The 14471-nt window shown below is 49.4% G+C and carries 12 protein-coding genes and 1 tRNA gene; 7 read left to right on the plus strand and 6 right to left on the minus strand.

Features of this window, described 5'->3' with window-relative positions; genetic code table 11:
• Positions 1-97: 97 nt before the first annotated feature.
• From AL515_RS16965 to AL515_RS16975, 3 genes are all read left to right on the plus strand, one after another.
• Positions 98-1039 (plus strand): formate/nitrite transporter family protein, encoded by a 942-nt coding sequence (locus AL515_RS16965; RefSeq protein ID WP_061068239.1) that lies wholly within the window; start codon positions 98-100, stop codon positions 1037-1039.
• Positions 1040-1114: 75 nt separating this feature from the next.
• Positions 1115-1189, plus strand: a tRNA-Arg gene (locus tag AL515_RS16970).
• A gap of 206 nt (positions 1190-1395) precedes the next feature.
• Positions 1396-1935, plus strand: a complete 540-nt coding sequence (locus tag AL515_RS16975) for a DUF2058 domain-containing protein (protein WP_061068240.1) — start codon at positions 1396-1398, stop codon at positions 1933-1935.
• A gap of 100 nt (positions 1936-2035) precedes the next feature.
• Here the strand turns inward: AL515_RS16975 and pgtA are convergent, their stop codons facing one another.
• The 3 genes from pgtA to pgtC are packed head-to-tail and all read right to left on the minus strand — an operon-like array spanning position 2036 to position 6478.
• Positions 2036-3283 carry a two-component system response regulator PgtA gene (gene pgtA / locus AL515_RS16980; protein WP_061068241.1) on the minus strand — a complete coding sequence of 416 codons (1248 nt, stop codon included), beginning with the start codon at positions 3281-3283 and terminating at the stop codon, positions 2036-2038.
• Positions 3273-5282, minus strand: a complete 2010-nt coding sequence (gene pgtB / locus AL515_RS16985; RefSeq protein WP_061068242.1) for a two-component system sensor histidine kinase PgtB — start codon at positions 5280-5282, stop codon at positions 3273-3275. Before pgtB ends, pgtA begins: the two co-directional genes overlap by 11 nt.
• Positions 5279-6478 carry a phosphoglycerate transport regulator PgtC gene (pgtC, locus tag AL515_RS16990; protein ID WP_105242214.1) on the minus strand — a complete coding sequence of 400 codons (1200 nt, stop codon included), beginning with the start codon at positions 6476-6478 and terminating at the stop codon, positions 5279-5281. The genes pgtB and pgtC overlap by 4 nt, the downstream gene beginning before the upstream one ends.
• A gap of 415 nt (positions 6479-6893) precedes the next feature.
• Here pgtC and pgtP point away from each other — a divergent pair, with 415 nt between their 5' ends.
• Entirely contained in the window at positions 6894-8285 is a 1392-nt protein-coding gene (gene pgtP, locus AL515_RS16995; protein ID WP_040231431.1) for a phosphoglycerate transporter PgtP, read from the plus strand.
• A 115-nt stretch (positions 8286-8400) separates the two neighbouring features.
• Here pgtP and AL515_RS17000 read toward each other — a convergent pair whose 3' ends face one another.
• Positions 8401-8643, minus strand: a complete 243-nt coding sequence (locus tag AL515_RS17000; RefSeq protein WP_048211012.1) for a YfdY family protein — start codon at positions 8641-8643, stop codon at positions 8401-8403.
• Between the two features lie 440 nt (positions 8644-9083).
• On the opposite strand from AL515_RS17000, the gene lpxP reads away from it, so the two are divergent.
• Positions 9084-10004 carry a kdo(2)-lipid IV(A) palmitoleoyltransferase gene (gene lpxP / locus AL515_RS17005; RefSeq protein ID WP_048211011.1) on the plus strand — a complete coding sequence of 307 codons (921 nt, stop codon included), beginning with the start codon at positions 9084-9086 and terminating at the stop codon, positions 10002-10004.
• 41 nt (positions 10005-10045) lie between these two features.
• On the opposite strand, the gene AL515_RS17010 is transcribed toward lpxP, so the two are convergent.
• Positions 10046-10663 (minus strand): lysozyme inhibitor LprI family protein, encoded by a 618-nt coding sequence (locus AL515_RS17010; protein ID WP_061068243.1) that lies wholly within the window; start codon positions 10661-10663, stop codon positions 10046-10048.
• Positions 10664-11007: 344 nt separating this feature from the next.
• On the opposite strand from AL515_RS17010, the gene ypdK reads away from it, so the two are divergent.
• Entirely contained in the window at positions 11008-11079 is a 72-nt protein-coding gene (ypdK, locus tag AL515_RS17015) for a membrane protein YpdK (protein ID WP_010723117.1), read from the plus strand.
• A gap of 65 nt (positions 11080-11144) precedes the next feature.
• Here the strand turns inward: ypdK and alaC are convergent, their stop codons facing one another.
• Positions 11145-12383 (minus strand): alanine transaminase, encoded by a 1239-nt coding sequence (gene alaC, locus AL515_RS17020; RefSeq protein WP_061068244.1) that lies wholly within the window; start codon positions 12381-12383, stop codon positions 11145-11147.
• 387 nt (positions 12384-12770) lie between these two features.
• Between alaC and AL515_RS17025 the strand changes: the two genes are divergently transcribed.
• Positions 12771-14468, plus strand: a complete 1698-nt coding sequence (locus tag AL515_RS17025; protein ID WP_086523807.1) for a sensor histidine kinase — start codon at positions 12771-12773, stop codon at positions 14466-14468.
• Positions 14469-14471 lie beyond the last annotated feature (3 nt).

The raw sequence follows: 14471 nt of genomic DNA on the forward strand, positions 1-14471 counted from the left end.
ACATGCGTTACCATTTTTGCGATTTCAGACTTTATCCACCAGCCTTCAAATAAAAACCGCTACGCTTTAGCAATACGTGCTTATTCAGGATTCTGGTATGAATGACATCGAAAAAGAGAAGATTGATCGCCACAGCGACGAGCTCCAGGTGGAAAGCGAAGAAAAGCGGAGCGGAAAAAAGATAGAGCTCAATGAGGACAGGCTCCCCTCACGTGCAATGGCGATCCACGAGCATATCCGCCAGGACGGAGAAAAAGAGATGGAACGCGACGCGATGGCGCTATTGTGGTCAGCCATCGCAGCCGGACTGTCAATGGGAGCATCGTTGTTAGCAAAGGGAATTTTTCACGTACAACTGGAGGGGGTTCCCGGCGGATTTTTGCTGGAGAATCTCGGTTATACCTTCGGCTTTATTATTGTGATTATGGCCCGCCAACAGCTCTTTACGGAAAATACCGTCACCGCCGTCTTACCCGTTATGCAAAACCCTACCCTCGGCAATTTTGGTTTGTTGATGCGTCTGTGGAGCGTAGTACTACTGGGTAATATTCTGGGCACCGGGGTTGCGGCATGGGCGTTTGAATACATGCCGATTTTTGATGAGGCGACCCGCGACGCCTTCGTCAAAATAGGCATGGATGTAATGAAAAATAGCCCGACGGAGATGTTTGCCAATGCCATTATCTCCGGCTGGTTGATTGCCACGATGGTCTGGATGTTTCCCGCCGCCGGAGCCGCAAAGATTGTCGTCATTGTCCTGATGACCTGGCTGATTGCCTTAGGCGATACCACACATATCGTCGTGGGTTCCGTTGAAATTCTCTATCTGGTCTTTACTGGCACACTGCACTGGGGCGACTTTTTCTGGCCTTTTGCCTTACCGACACTGGCCGGGAATATCTGTGGCGGGACGTTTATCTTCGCGCTGATGAGCCACGCGCAGATCCGCAACGATATGAGCAATAAACGCAAGGAAGAAGCCAGGTTGCAAGCAAAGCGGGAAGCACAACCGCAGAAAAACCAGAAAAAACAGACCTGAATGGCGACTGTTTGAGCAGTCAGGCAGCCTGAGACTTACCGTTGAGAGTAAAAAACGCTATACTCATGCCGCTTCGTCCCCTTAGTTAAATGGATATAACGAGCCCCTCCTAAGGGCTAGTTGCAGGTTCGATTCCTGCAGGGGACACCATCACATCTAGAACGCAACGCTCTGTTTTATTTCACCATCACGGTACTTGCCATAGCTCCACACAGTTTCTCCTCCGCCGTTTAGCGCCTGAGCATTTCGCGATGCCAGACAGGAGCCAGACCGGTTTGGCAAACCCCGTATTCTGGCATCCCGTTGGACGTTAAGGTTATAATCCTGACAACGATTTTATTGGATCAGATGCAAAAATGACAAAACTCACCCTACAAGAACAGATGCTGAAAGCTGGCTTAGTTTCCAGCAAAAAAATGGCGAAAGTGCAGAGAACGGCGAAAAAATCACGCGTTCAGGCCCGTGAAGCCAGAGAAGCGGTTGAAGAGAATAAAAAAGCACAAATTGAACGGGATAAGCAGTTAAGCGATCAACAGAAACAAGCGACGCTATCGAAAGAATACAAAGCGCAGATTAAGCAGCTTATTGAAATGAACAAAATCACCATTTCCAAAGGTGATATTGGGTATAACTTCACCGATAATAATCTGATTAAAAAAATCTACGTGGATAAGGTGACACAGGCGCAATTGATTAAAGGACGTCTGGCTATTGCCCGGCTGACTGCTGAAAGCGAGCGTGACAGCGAATATGCTATTATCCCGGCCGTCGTTGCCGATAAAATTGCGCAGCGCGACGACAGCTACATCGTCTTAAATTGCGAGCTGAGTCAGGAAGCGAAAGACGAAGACGATCCGTATGCTGACTTCGTCGTACCTGACGATTTAATGTGGTAAGCGAAAAATGCCGGATAATGAGTCCGGCATTTTTTCTCATAATGAGGTGACGACTCAGATGTTCATTCAATTGCCCTTATCATAACCGCACCTCTTCTCTCTAGAACTTATAATGCTCTTTACTTAGCCCGTATTTTCTCATCCGCAAATACAGTTTTTTACGCGGGATTTGCAGATATTCTGCTACTTCATTAATACGCCCTTGATGAATATTTAGCGCTTCGGTAATGATTTGCCGCTCATACTCTTCAACCCGGCGATCCAACGGTGTCGGTTCCGGCATATGCAACTGCGGATTAGCGGTTTCCGCCAATGGCAGCAACCCAACGGCAAAAAGCTCTGCGGCGTTTGCCAGCTCTCGCACATTACTTAACCACACACGACGTCGCATCCCTTTTAGCAATTCCCCGTCGACCTCCGGAATGGGGTGGTTCAGACGCAGACAGGCTTTTTGCAGGTAATGGCGAAATAGCGGTTCAATATCGTCCGGGCGCAGGGATAGAGGCTGGCAGGCGATTTGCGTCATGGCGAAACAGTAATAGAGTTCGGCCACGATCTGGTTTGTTGCCGCCAGTTCCACCAGCGATGTCGTGCCAACACCAATTAGCCGAAAAGGGCGCCGCTCCTGACTTTGCAGGTGAACCAAATGGTGCTGCTGCTCGCGCGTCAGACACGCTATATGGCTTAATACCAGCGTCCCACCTTGCGCTTGAGCAATCAGCTCACCGAGCTGAGCCGTGTTCCCGGCGGTGAGTTCTGCGCGGATAAACGGCCCCTGGGCGCTACGTCCCAGCTGATGCAAATAACGGGCTCCCGTCATACGTCCCGTCCCGGGTTCCCCATAAAACCAGACGGCAAGATCCGTTTCTGCCAGTTGCTGCAGCCGTTGACGGTACTGATTTATCCAGTCGCTGTAGCCAACCAGTTCAACCTGCAGCTTTTGCTGGCAGTAATGACGACGGGCAATCACAGATTTTCGCTGCTGCAATGCCTGTGCAACCAGCAACAGCAGCTTACCGGGATCGACCGGTTTTTGCAGAAAATCCCATGCCCCTTTTTTCACCGCATCCACCGCCATCGGCACATCACCATGTCCGGTAATCAGCAGGATCGGCAGCTGGTTATCATCCTGATGAAAAAGAGCCATCAGTTCGATACCGTTACAGCCAGGCATACACACGTCACTCAGGACGATACCGGGCCAGTCAGCCTGTAGCCAATTTCGGGCATCGTAGGGGTTATTGCACGCGCATACCCGATAGCCTGCCTGCTCAAGCAACAAGGTGTAAGCATCAAGGACATCGGCATCATCATCAATCAGCAGAACAGAATATTCATCACTCAACATCTTCTACATCCGTCAGGTTGAATTGCAGTACCACGCAAGCATTGCGCCCCAGTGTCGATGCCAGGCGTAGCTCGCCGTTCATCTGCGTCATTAACGAGACACAAATTGATAGCCCAATACCGAGACCAACATCCTTACTGGTGGTAAACGGTTTTAATAGCGACGGTAGCAGCGCACCAGGCCAGCCGGGGCCATTATCGCTGACAAATACACACACCGTGCTGCCCTCGACCTGCCAGTGAACGTCAATCTTCGCGGCAACCGGACAGGCATCCAGCGCATTTGCGAGTATGTTTACCAGAACTTGCTGAATTCTCACCTCATCGCCCATAACCCACACGCGCTCAACCGGCAGCGAAAGCGTACCCTGCTGCGGTTTATGCCGCATAGACAATAACTCCCAGGCCGCGCTGAAGGTTTGCCGTAAATCGACCGGATGCAGCGGTGCCCCCGGCTCGGCCCGGCGCGCAAACTGTCGCAATGAGCGGATAATGGCATCGATACGGGTAATGAGTCCTTCGGCTTTGGTTAACGTGCTTCTGGCCTGCGCCAACTGCTCCTGTTCAATTGCCCTGCCCGCAGTAAACAGATACATCGACAATGCATTCAGTGGTTGATTGATTTCGTGGGCCAGCGTGGTCATGGTCTGTCCGACCACCGCCAGTTTCGCCGTCTGAATCAATTCGCCCTGGGTCGCTCGCAGATCGGCTTCAATCTCCTTACGCTCTGCCACTTCCTGTTCAAGCTGACTTTTTTGCGTATTGAGCTGACCCAGCGTATGGCGCAGTAACCCCGCAATGCGCCCTAGCTCATCACGACCATAAACCGGGATCGAGGCATCGGTTCTGCCAAGACCAATTTGCACCACGGCCTGGTTGAGCGCGGTAAAACGCTTCACCAACCGTGAACGGATAAAGTAGTGGTTTAGTCCCCAGGCAAGAAGCAGCGCCAACAGCGTCGCCAGCAAAATAAGCCCGCCGCTAACGCGAACAATCTGCTCCAGTCGCTGGTTAAACATCTGCATTTGTTGATGGCTACTTCCCAACTGAGCCTCAAGCAATGTTCGAAAACGACCAAGTGTAGCTTCTCTGGCATGACTGGCATCAACCAGCGCTTTTTGCGCCGCGACATAATCGCGCATCGTATCGGGCATTTTATTTTTCATCATCCCGATTTCCAGCAATTCGTCGATGGTTTGCCGCAACGTGATAGTACTGGGCCAGTCGTCCAGGGTACGAATATTTTCATCCGCCGTTTTCTTCAGATTTTCCAGATAGCGAATATGATTCTCGACCAGCATGCCGTCGTCGCTACCTGACTTCAGTTCATTCAACCTGTCGCGTAAATCATCGACAATCTGGTTTTCAATTCTTGCCAGCGTGTACACCTGTTGCTGCTCATTCTGCACCTCCCTGGCGCGTTTCAGGTACAACGCCGCGTCGCCATTTTTCGCTTCAATTTGATCCAACAACGTTCCCTGCTGCCAGGTGAAATCCTGCACCAGAGAGTTCAGTTCGGTCGTGAAATCATCATGTAACCAGTCGATTCGCGCGGAAAGTTCGCTGACTTTTTCGCGTACCAGGAACATGTTGTAGAGCACCCTGTCCAGCTCGGTCATCAATGCCCGGCTATCTTGCAAAATCACCGCCAGCTGTTGCTGTTCCGCGGGTTGCAATCCCCGGCTCAGCAGTTCAATTTTGTCCAGATGTTCGATGATCTGATTGCGCAGTTGCAGCCGTACGGTCGTATTGGGGGCAAGCAGGAATTCATTAAGCTGATCGACAACCAGGTTAAGATTCCCTTCAATCAAAAAAGCGGAATGTACGCGCGGGAAATAGTCATCGAGCGAATAGCGGATTTGCGAGCTTTGCTCATGCCAGGAATACAAACTGACACAGCTCACGCTCAGCGTCAGTAAAGCCCCCGTCAAAAAAGCCCCCCGCAAACTGCTGCTGATGCTGAGCTGACGAAGACGTTGCCATAGCGAACCGCCTTTCATTGTAGTTCTTCCAGTTTTGATATCGCCAGCCGCTGGTTTTTGAGAAACCAGAGTTGCCACTCCATCATTTGCTGTTCAGCAAAGCTTTTATTATCGAATTGAGCAAGCCAGGCTTCATCTTCGCTGTTCCTGGCGTCGATTGGGACCTGGGTTAACAGCGCTCTGATTTCAGGTAACGGATGTTTCAGACGAGCTTCCGCACTGTACAGCGCTCGCCAGGCATCCTTAAGCTGCGCGAGGCGGAAACTGATGGCCGTATCAAACATCCTCTGGACCAGTTGTTGACGCTTCAAGATCAGACGGTAATTAAGCGGTGGCTGTTTCATCAAAATGGCCTGTTGGGCTGCACGCGGGTTATCTGCTGCCAGCGACGTTACCGGATATTTACCGGTATTCGCATCTGCAAGGATCCGCTGCCCTTCCGGGCTCAATAAATAGCGGATAAAACGTTGTGCTTCATTGGCACGCGGGCTGTTTTTCAGCACGGCTACGTAGGTCGGCGAGACCGCCGAGTGTGGGAAGTAAGTAAAAGTCAGATTGGGGTCATTGAGCAGCAGATTGGCATAGTTATCAATAACCGGTCCCGCAACGCCCAATCCGCTCTTAATTTTGTCCGCAACACCAAAGCTGCGTGATGAGATGGTCACCAGGTTCCCGGCACTGGCCAGCAATGTCGCCCAACCTTCTTGCCACCCTTTTTGTTGCAGCAGTGATTCAACCATCAGGTGATTGGTATCGGAGCGCGATGGGCTACTCATCAGCAGGGCATTTTGATATTTAGGATGCGTTAAATCACCCCAGTCCGTCGGTGGTGGCAGATGTCGCGCCGTCAGTGCTGAACGATTAATCAGCAGACCAAATCCCGAGAGAGCCACGGCTACAGACGTCGACCGTATTGACTCTGGCACCAGACGCTGGCTTTCCGGCAATGCATTATCAAAAGGAGCAAGTTTCTGATGCTCCTGAAGATGCTGCAGTAGCATCGGCGAAGAGGTCAAAATCAGGTCAACGTTCTCCGCATTCGCGGTATCGAGCAGTTGTTCGAGAGAAGAACTGGTCCGGTTTAGCGTGCGGATCATCACTGACCCCGGCTCCGTTTGCCAGCGCTGAATAATCCAGGCCGTTGCCCCCGGGGAAAACGTCGTCGCCATCACCAGCTCCTTCCCCTGTGCCAGACAGGTCGCCGACAGCGACATAAAACACAGTGAGAGCGCCAACAAACTACCCCGACAGAAAAGTCTGTTTGTGATCCTGCTCATAAATACCAACATCTTCGAAAAATAATATTGAGACAAAATTTACCCGTTTATCACGACACATGGAAAAGATAAAACTGCTATCAAAATAACCAGACGGAATGCGATAACAGAGATAAAGAATACCTGAAAATGTCGTTTGAATTTGTTAATACCCGCACATGCTGATGATAAAAATGCATTAAGAATAATAGCTCTGGCCTCACCACAATTCAAAAAGGTCAAAATCAGTCCCACTTTCAGCAAATTGAGTCAATAGTGACACATTTCTTCAATTTGAATTTCTTAGCCATCTATTTCACTCTTCACTGCGAAAAATCCTGATATTCACATCAATATAAATTTAGGTGATGATATGTTATCAATATTTAAGACAGGGCCATCGGCAAATAAAGTCCCGGAAGAGAAAATTCAGGAGACTTATGGTCGATACCGCATTCAGGCGTTACTTAGCGTATTTCTTGGCTATCTTGCGTATTATATTGTACGCAATAACTTCACCCTCTCTACCCCGTACCTGAAAGAACATCTGGATCTCAGCGCAACACAGATTGGTTTACTCAGCAGTTGTATGCTAATTGCCTATGGGATCAGTAAAGGCATCATGAGTAGCCTGGCAGACAAAGCCAGCCCGAAAGTCTTTATGGCTTGCGGCCTGATCCTGTGCGCCATTGTCAACGTTGGCTTAGGGTTCAGCACCGGATTCTGGATTTTTGCCGCACTGGTCGTCTTCAACGGACTGTTCCAGGGGATGGGCGTCGGTCCCTCGTTTATTACCATCGCCAACTGGTTCCCACGCAAAGAGCGCGGACGCGTTGGCGCATTCTGGAATATCTCACACAACGTCGGTGGCGGTATTGTAGCCCCCATTGTTGGCGCCGCTTTTGCCATTCTCGGCAGCGAACACTGGCAAAGCGCCAGCTATATTGTCCCAGCCTGTGTCGCGGTGCTGTTTGCTTTTATTGTTCTGATGTTGGGCAAAGGCTCACCGCGCGAAGAAGGCTTGCCTGCTCTGGAACAGATGATGCCGGAAGAAAAAGTCGTGTTAAATGCCCGGCACGTAACCCAGGCACCGGAAAACATGAGCGCCTTTCAAATTTTTTGCACCTACGTGCTGCGTAACAAAAATGCCTGGTATGTTTCATTGGTAGATGTTTTTGTCTATATGGTGCGTTTTGGCATGATCAGTTGGTTACCGATTTATCTGTTAACTGAAAAACATTTCTCGAAAGAACAAATGAGTGTGGCGTTCCTGTTTTTCGAATGGGCCGCAATTCCATCCACACTGCTGGCGGGCTGGCTGACCGATAAACTGTTTAAAGGTCGTCGCATGCCGTTGGCCATGATTTGTATGGCGCTGATCTTCGTCTGCCTGATCGGTTACTGGAAAAGTGAATCCCTGCTGATGGTCACTATTTTTGCCGCCATCGTCGGGTGCCTGATCTATGTGCCCCAGTTCCTTGCGTCTGTTCAGACCATGGAAATCGTCCCCAGCTTTGCTGTCGGTTCGGCGGTCGGATTACGCGGTTTTATGAGCTACATTTTTGGTGCATCGCTGGGAACCAGTCTGTTTGGTGTCATGGTCGATAAAATGGGATGGCATGGCGGTTTCTATCTGTTGATGGGCGGGATTGTCTGCTGCATTCTGTTCTGCTATCTGTCTCACCGCGGGGCGCTGGAACTCGAACAACAACGAAAAAATGCCCAACAACAGGACACGGAGTTGCAGCTTGCTGATGCCAGGTAATCGGCTTTAGAGAGAAAAAAGTGCCAGCGATGCTGGCACTTTAGTTTGCTCAAATGGAAGCCAGAAAATCAGTCAATGTGGTACACAATTGCGTTTTCAGTTATGAACCTGCGATTTAATGCTTATTGTCCCCCACCATAAAGCGAATGATCAATCCGCATGTCGGGGCAAGAAAAAGAAACAGTCCCGTTACCATTTCGTTTCCGTCAGTCAACCGTATGGTAAAGAAATAAATTAATGCCGTAAGGATAGCCATGCCGAAAAAAGAACTAATTGACGCGGCAGCGCCCATTACCTGCCAAATATAGCAACTAACGCACAGAATGCTCAATGCGAGGAAAGTCCAAAAATAGAACATAGCGTTACCTCCTGTCTGCCGTAAAAATCGACGTAAGTCCTTACACATCCTTGAGTTTATAGTCTAAGACAATTCCTATCCGTTCGCAATTCGAGCAACATTTTCGCTACAATAACTGTTCATTTTCTGAACCGGGCATTCTCCATTGACCTTTATTTAATCGTCATAAAAACAACATATTATCTATAAGTCTATTCTTGCTTTTTATCGACCAAAAAACATTTACGAAACTTGAGGAATTATTTCTGGATGACATTAATCTTCGGGTGTACATTGTGCGTCCGATCATTCATACCCCTCGTGGTTTGTCCTGACTCAGTTTTACACTCTTTACAGGAACCATTGTCGCTCATAGTGACCTAACTGTTCAGTGACAGAGAGTAACGCTGTAGACAAAGAATCTTCGCGATACATTATTTTCGTACCAACAACAGGTGCTTATGTTCCCCCAATGTAAATTTTCGCGCGCGTTTTTGCATCCGCGCTACTGGCTCACATGGTTCGGTGTCGGTGTGCTCTGGTTACTGGTGCAACTCCCTTATCCTGTTTTATGTTTTCTGGGCACCCGTACAGGTACGCTGGCGCGCCCATTTTTAAAGCGCCGGGAATCCATTGCCCATAAAAATCTCGAACTCTGTTTCCCGAATCTGTCGCAAGAAGAAAGGAACAAACTGGTCGACGAAAACTTCCGCTCACTCGGCATGGCACTGCTTGAAACCGGTATGGCCTGGTTCTGGCCAGATCGCCGGGTGCGTAAATGGTTTGATGTTGAAGGTCTGGACAACCTGCAACGCGCTCAGGCGCATAACCGTGGCGTAATGGTAGTAGGCGTGCATTTTATGTCGCTGGAACTGGGGGGCCGCGTGATGGGGCTTTGCCAGCCAATGATGGCAACCTACCGCCCGCACAACAACAAATTAATGGAGTGGATACAAACCCGCGGCCGTATGCGCTCGAACAAAGCCATGATCGGCAGAAATAATCTGCGCGGCATTGTCGGCGCACTGAAAAAAGGGGAAGCCGTATGGTTTGCGCCCGATCAGGATTATGGCCGTAAAGGCAGTTCATTTGCGCCATTCTTCGCCGTCAAAGATGTTGCGACAACCAACGGTACCTACGTGCTGTCACGTTTGTCGGGGGCGAAAATGCTGACCGTCACCATGGTGAGAAAATCTGACAACTCCGGCTACCGTCTGTTTATCACGCCAGAAATGGAAGGTTACCCGGAAGATGAAAACCTGGCCGCGGCCTATATGAACAAAATTATCGAAAAAGAGATCATGCGCGCCCCCGAGCAGTATCTCTGGATCCACCGTCGCTTCAAAACGCGCCCGATGGGTGAAGCCTCGCTATATGTCTAAAAAGAAAGGCCGAATGGCCTTTCTTCTTTTCTACGGCTGAATTACTTAACGCCCCACTTGTTCTGGAGTTCAGTCATTCGCTCATTATAGCTTCGGGCAATGCAGGCTGGCTCATCATCCTTCTCCTTCCAGCACTCATTGCGTCCTTTGATCCACCCGCGCTGTTCCGCTTTAAGCATCGGGTCATTCTTCGATTTAGCCAGTGCCTGTTTAAAAATCCCGTTCAATTTCATGTCCATTGCAGAAAGCGACGGGCTCTGGCAAATAATATCTTCCGCACTTCCCTTTTGAACCGCAGAGCAAGAGTAAGACGGACCGGCGTTGGCCGATTTTTTCGCTGGAGAATAATCAACATTATCCTCAGGCTGACAAATCCCATGCTTGCGGTTTGGGCCAGCCCAGGATACTTCCGGGTTTCCGTCATCTTTTCTGGAAATTGAGACGGTATTTTTACCGCTCTTCGCCTCCCAGTAATTTTCATTGAAGCTTTTAATGGTCGCTTTTGCGCCATTAATCCATACATTGCCTTTACCATCACTATTCACACCACCAATACTTGCGCAGCTGAAATTGAACGCTTGCGGTGCAGCCGCCATTGACGTCAATGGCGCAAGAACAAGTGCTAACATCATTAATCTGGTCATTTTTAACCTTTTCATTATCAAATTCCGCGAAAAAATTAACCGTATTAACCTCAAGGTGATATGAGAATTCTCTGAGTAACAGTCACGTCGCTCAATAGCAATTTATTACCGTCAGAAATTAAACTGTCGCCGAATCACGACACTTGTAAGTTACTAAAATTAAATAAAAAAATGCCTCTTGTTTCACCTCATTTTTAGGCGTACATTAGCGCCGTCTGGAGCATTAAAGCTCAGAATTCTGAGGTGATGCAGCCAAGTAAGCGCGGGGTATTCTCCCTTTCGTTTATGCTCGCATCAGCTCTCTGTCAGGTAAGCATATGTTCATTGAGACGTACCCCAGGTACGCGGAGAGATGAAAAGTGAAATATTTCTTTATGGGCATTTCTTTTATGGTCATCGTTTGGGCCGGTACTTTCGCCCTGATGATCTAAATAAAAAGACGCAGCAAAAAAACAGGAGCCATTTGGCTCCTGTTTGCGTTGGAGGAATCGTGTTATCAGTCGGTACTTTCCGTGGTCGATTTCGCACTGGCAGGCAGCAAACCATCCGCGCGAAACATTGCTTTGATGCCGCGAATTGCCTGGCGGGTACGGTCACGGTTTTCAATGAGCGCAAAGCGCACGTGTGTATCACCATAGTCCCCAAAGCCAATCCCCGGCGAAACACAAACCTTCGCCTCATTCAGCAATTTTTTGGCAAATTCAAGCGACCCCATTGCGGCGTATTGCTCTGGAATTTTCGCCCACACGTACATCGACGCTTTTGGCATTTCAACCATCCAGCCCGCTTCATGCAGCCCCTTGACCAGCACATCGCGACGACGCTTATATTGCTCAGCGATATCCCGTACGCACTGCTGATCGCCTTCCAGCGCGGCAATAGCGGCTACCTGCAGCGGTGTAAACGTTCCGTAATCGTGATAGCTCTTAATGCGCGCCAGTGCGTTTACCAGAGTTTTATTGCCAACCATAAAGCCAATGCGCCACCCCGCCATGTTATAGCTTTTCGACAAGGTGAAAAATTCAACGGCAACATCACGGGCACCCGGAACCTGCATAATCGATGGCGCTTTCCAGCCATCGTAGACAATATCGGCATAGGCCAGGTCATGAACCACCAGCACGTCGTAGCGTTTAGCCAGTGCGACGACCTTTTCGAAAAACTCCAGTTCGACACACTGCGCCGTCGGGTTGGACGGGAAGCCTAAGATCATCATCTTCGGTTTCGGGTAGCTTTCGCGAATCGCGCGCTCCAGTTCATTAAAGAAGTCGACCCCTTCCACCAGCGGCACGGAACGCACCTGTGCTCCGGCGATAACGGCACCATAAATATGGATGGGGTAACTGGGATTAGGCACCAGAACCGTGTCGCCGTGATCCAATGTAGCCAACATCAGGTGAGCCAGCCCCTCTTTGGAGCCAATTGTTACAATCGCTTCGGATTCAGGATCGATCTCGACGTCATAGCGTTCCTGATACCAGCGAGAAATCGCCCGACGTAAACGAGGAATACCGCGCGATGTTGAATAACCGTGGGTATCCGGGCGCTGCGCCACGGTACACAGTTTTTCGACAATATGAGGAGGCGTGGCCCCATCCGGGTTCCCCATGCTGAAATCGATAATATCTTCGCCGCGCCGACGCGCAGCCATCTTCAGTTCAGCGGTAATGTTAAAAACGTAAGGGGGAAGACGATCAATACGCGTAAAACGACGTTCAGGGCGGGAATCAGCCATAATATCCTCAGATGTACGTTAGCGCCCGGACCGTCCGAGCGACGCTGCCACGATGGTGGCACGTTTAGAAAATAGCCTGATTAATTTCCTTCTGTCGAGAGGTACAGCAAAATATTTTTTATCGGCATAAAAGAGGAACAACATTTCTAAAACGGGAAATTCATGAATATCCAACCCTTATGAAATCACCAATTATTAACATTTTGTTGTTAAATACATTACGTTGAGGTCCACCTTCTCTGGCGAGATATTGTAAATACAACAATCATGCAACAATCCCCTTTTAATATTGTGGTTTTTCCTCATTAGTCCATGCTGACAGGGATGCTGGTCATCCTGCCTCAGGTTACCTATCATAGAGGTTTAACCCCTTCGCAAGAGTCACCTGTGCACGAAATATTCAATATGCTGCTGGCGGTCTTTGATCGGGCAGCGCTGATGCTGTTCTGTCTGTTTTTCCTGATTCGTATCCGCCTGTTCCGCGAACTGTTGCACAAGTCAGCCCACTCGGTGAAAGAGCTGCTCGCCGTTACTGCCATTTTCTCCATGTTTGCACTGTTCAGCACCTGGTCTGGTGTACCGGTAGAAGGCTCACTGGTGAACGTGCGTATTATTGCCGTGATGTCAGGAGGAATTCTGTTCGGCCCATGGGTCGGTATCATTACCGGACTCATCGCGGGTACACACCGTTATCTGATTGATATTGGAGGTGTTACCGCCCTTCCCTGTTTTATTACCAGTATCCTTGCTGGCTGTATTGCGGGTTGGATCAACCGAAAAATCCCTAAGGCGCAACACTGGCGCGCCGGTATTTTAGGCGGGATGCTTTGCGAGTCATTGACCATGATTCTGGTGGTCGCCTGGGCCCCCACTACCGAACTGGGGCTGGATATTGTCTCGAAAATCGGTATCCCAATGATCCTTGGCAGCGTCTGTATCGGCTTTATCGTCATGCTGGTACAAAGCGTGGAAGGAGAGAAAGAAGCCAGTGCGGCAAAACAGGCTAAACTGGCGCTGGATATCGCTAACAAAACCCTGCCGCTTTTTCGTCAGGTCAACAGCGAGTCGCTACGCCAGGTGTGCGAGATTATTCGCCATGATATTCATGCAGATGCCGTCGCGATCACCAATACCCAGCACGTTCTGGCCTATGTCGGCGTGGGCGAACTGAACTACCGCGATAACGATGATTTCGTTAGCCCTACCACCCAGCAGGCGATAAATTACGGAAAAATCATCATCAAGAACAATGATGAAGCACATCGCACGCCGGAAATACACTCCATGCTGGTAATACCGTTGTGGGAAAAAGGTGTGGTCACCGGTACGCTGAAAATCTACTACTGCCATGCCCACCAGATCACCTCCTCATTACAAGAAATGGCTATCGGCCTGTCACAAATTATCTCAACTCAGCTTGAGGTTTCCCGTGCCGAGCAGCTACGTGAAATGGCAAATAAGGCAGAGTTGCGGGCACTACAAAGTAAAATAAATCCCCATTTCCTGTTTAATGCGTTAAACGCGATCTCATCGTCAGTGCGGCTTAATCCGGACACTGCACGCCAGCTCATTTTTAATTTATCTCGCTATCTTCGCTATAATATTGAATTAAAAGATGATGAGCAGATCGACATCAAGAAAGAGCTGTATCAAATTAAGGATTACATTGCCATTGAGCAGGCCCGTTTTGGCGATAAGTTGACGGTTATTTATGATATTGATGAAGAGGTCAGCTGTTTTATTCCCAGCCTGCTGATTCAGCCATTGGTTGAAAATGCCATCGTTCATGGGATCCAACCCTGCAAAGGGAAAGGTGTGGTCACTATCAGCGTGGCGGAATGTGGTAATCGGGTGCGCATTGCCGTCAGAGATACCGGTCATGGTATCGATCCAAAAGTCATTGAACGCGTTGAGTCCAATGAAATGCCGGGCAATAAAATTGGCCTGTTGAATGTGCATCACCGCGTTAAACTCCTGTACGGCGAAGGGCTACATATCCGCCGTCTTGAGCCTGGCACAGAGATTGCTTTTTACGTGCCAAACCAGCACTCACCTGCAGCAGCCCCGGCCACATTATTGCTTTAACCA

The sequence above is a fragment of the Citrobacter sp. FDAARGOS_156 genome (assembly GCF_001559235.2).
Taxonomy (GTDB): domain Bacteria; phylum Pseudomonadota; class Gammaproteobacteria; order Enterobacterales; family Enterobacteriaceae; genus Citrobacter; species Citrobacter youngae.

Coding starts and splice junctions, on each gene's coding strand:
- AL515_RS16965 (WP_061068239.1), top strand. CDS start 98: ATGAATGACATCGAAAAAGAGAAGATTGATCGCCACAGCGACGAGCTC.
- AL515_RS16975 (WP_061068240.1), top strand. CDS start 1,396: ATGACAAAACTCACCCTACAAGAACAGATGCTGAAAGCTGGCTTAGTT.
- pgtA (WP_061068241.1), bottom strand. CDS start 3,283: ATGTTGAGTGATGAATATTCTGTTCTGCTGATTGATGATGATGCCGAT.
- pgtB (WP_061068242.1), bottom strand. CDS start 5,282: ATGAAAGGCGGTTCGCTATGGCAACGTCTTCGTCAGCTCAGCATCAGC.
- pgtC (WP_105242214.1), bottom strand. CDS start 6,478: ATGTCGCTGTCGGCGACCTGTCTGGCACAGGGGAAGGAGCTGGTGATG.
- pgtP (WP_040231431.1), top strand. CDS start 6,894: ATGTTATCAATATTTAAGACAGGGCCATCGGCAAATAAAGTCCCGGAA.
- AL515_RS17000 (WP_048211012.1), bottom strand. CDS start 8,643: ATGTTCTATTTTTGGACTTTCCTCGCATTGAGCATTCTGTGCGTTAGT.
- lpxP (WP_048211011.1), top strand. CDS start 9,084: ATGTTCCCCCAATGTAAATTTTCGCGCGCGTTTTTGCATCCGCGCTAC.
- AL515_RS17010 (WP_061068243.1), bottom strand. CDS start 10,663: ATGAAAAGGTTAAAAATGACCAGATTAATGATGTTAGCACTTGTTCTT.
- alaC (WP_061068244.1), bottom strand. CDS start 12,383: ATGGCTGATTCCCGCCCTGAACGTCGTTTTACGCGTATTGATCGTCTT.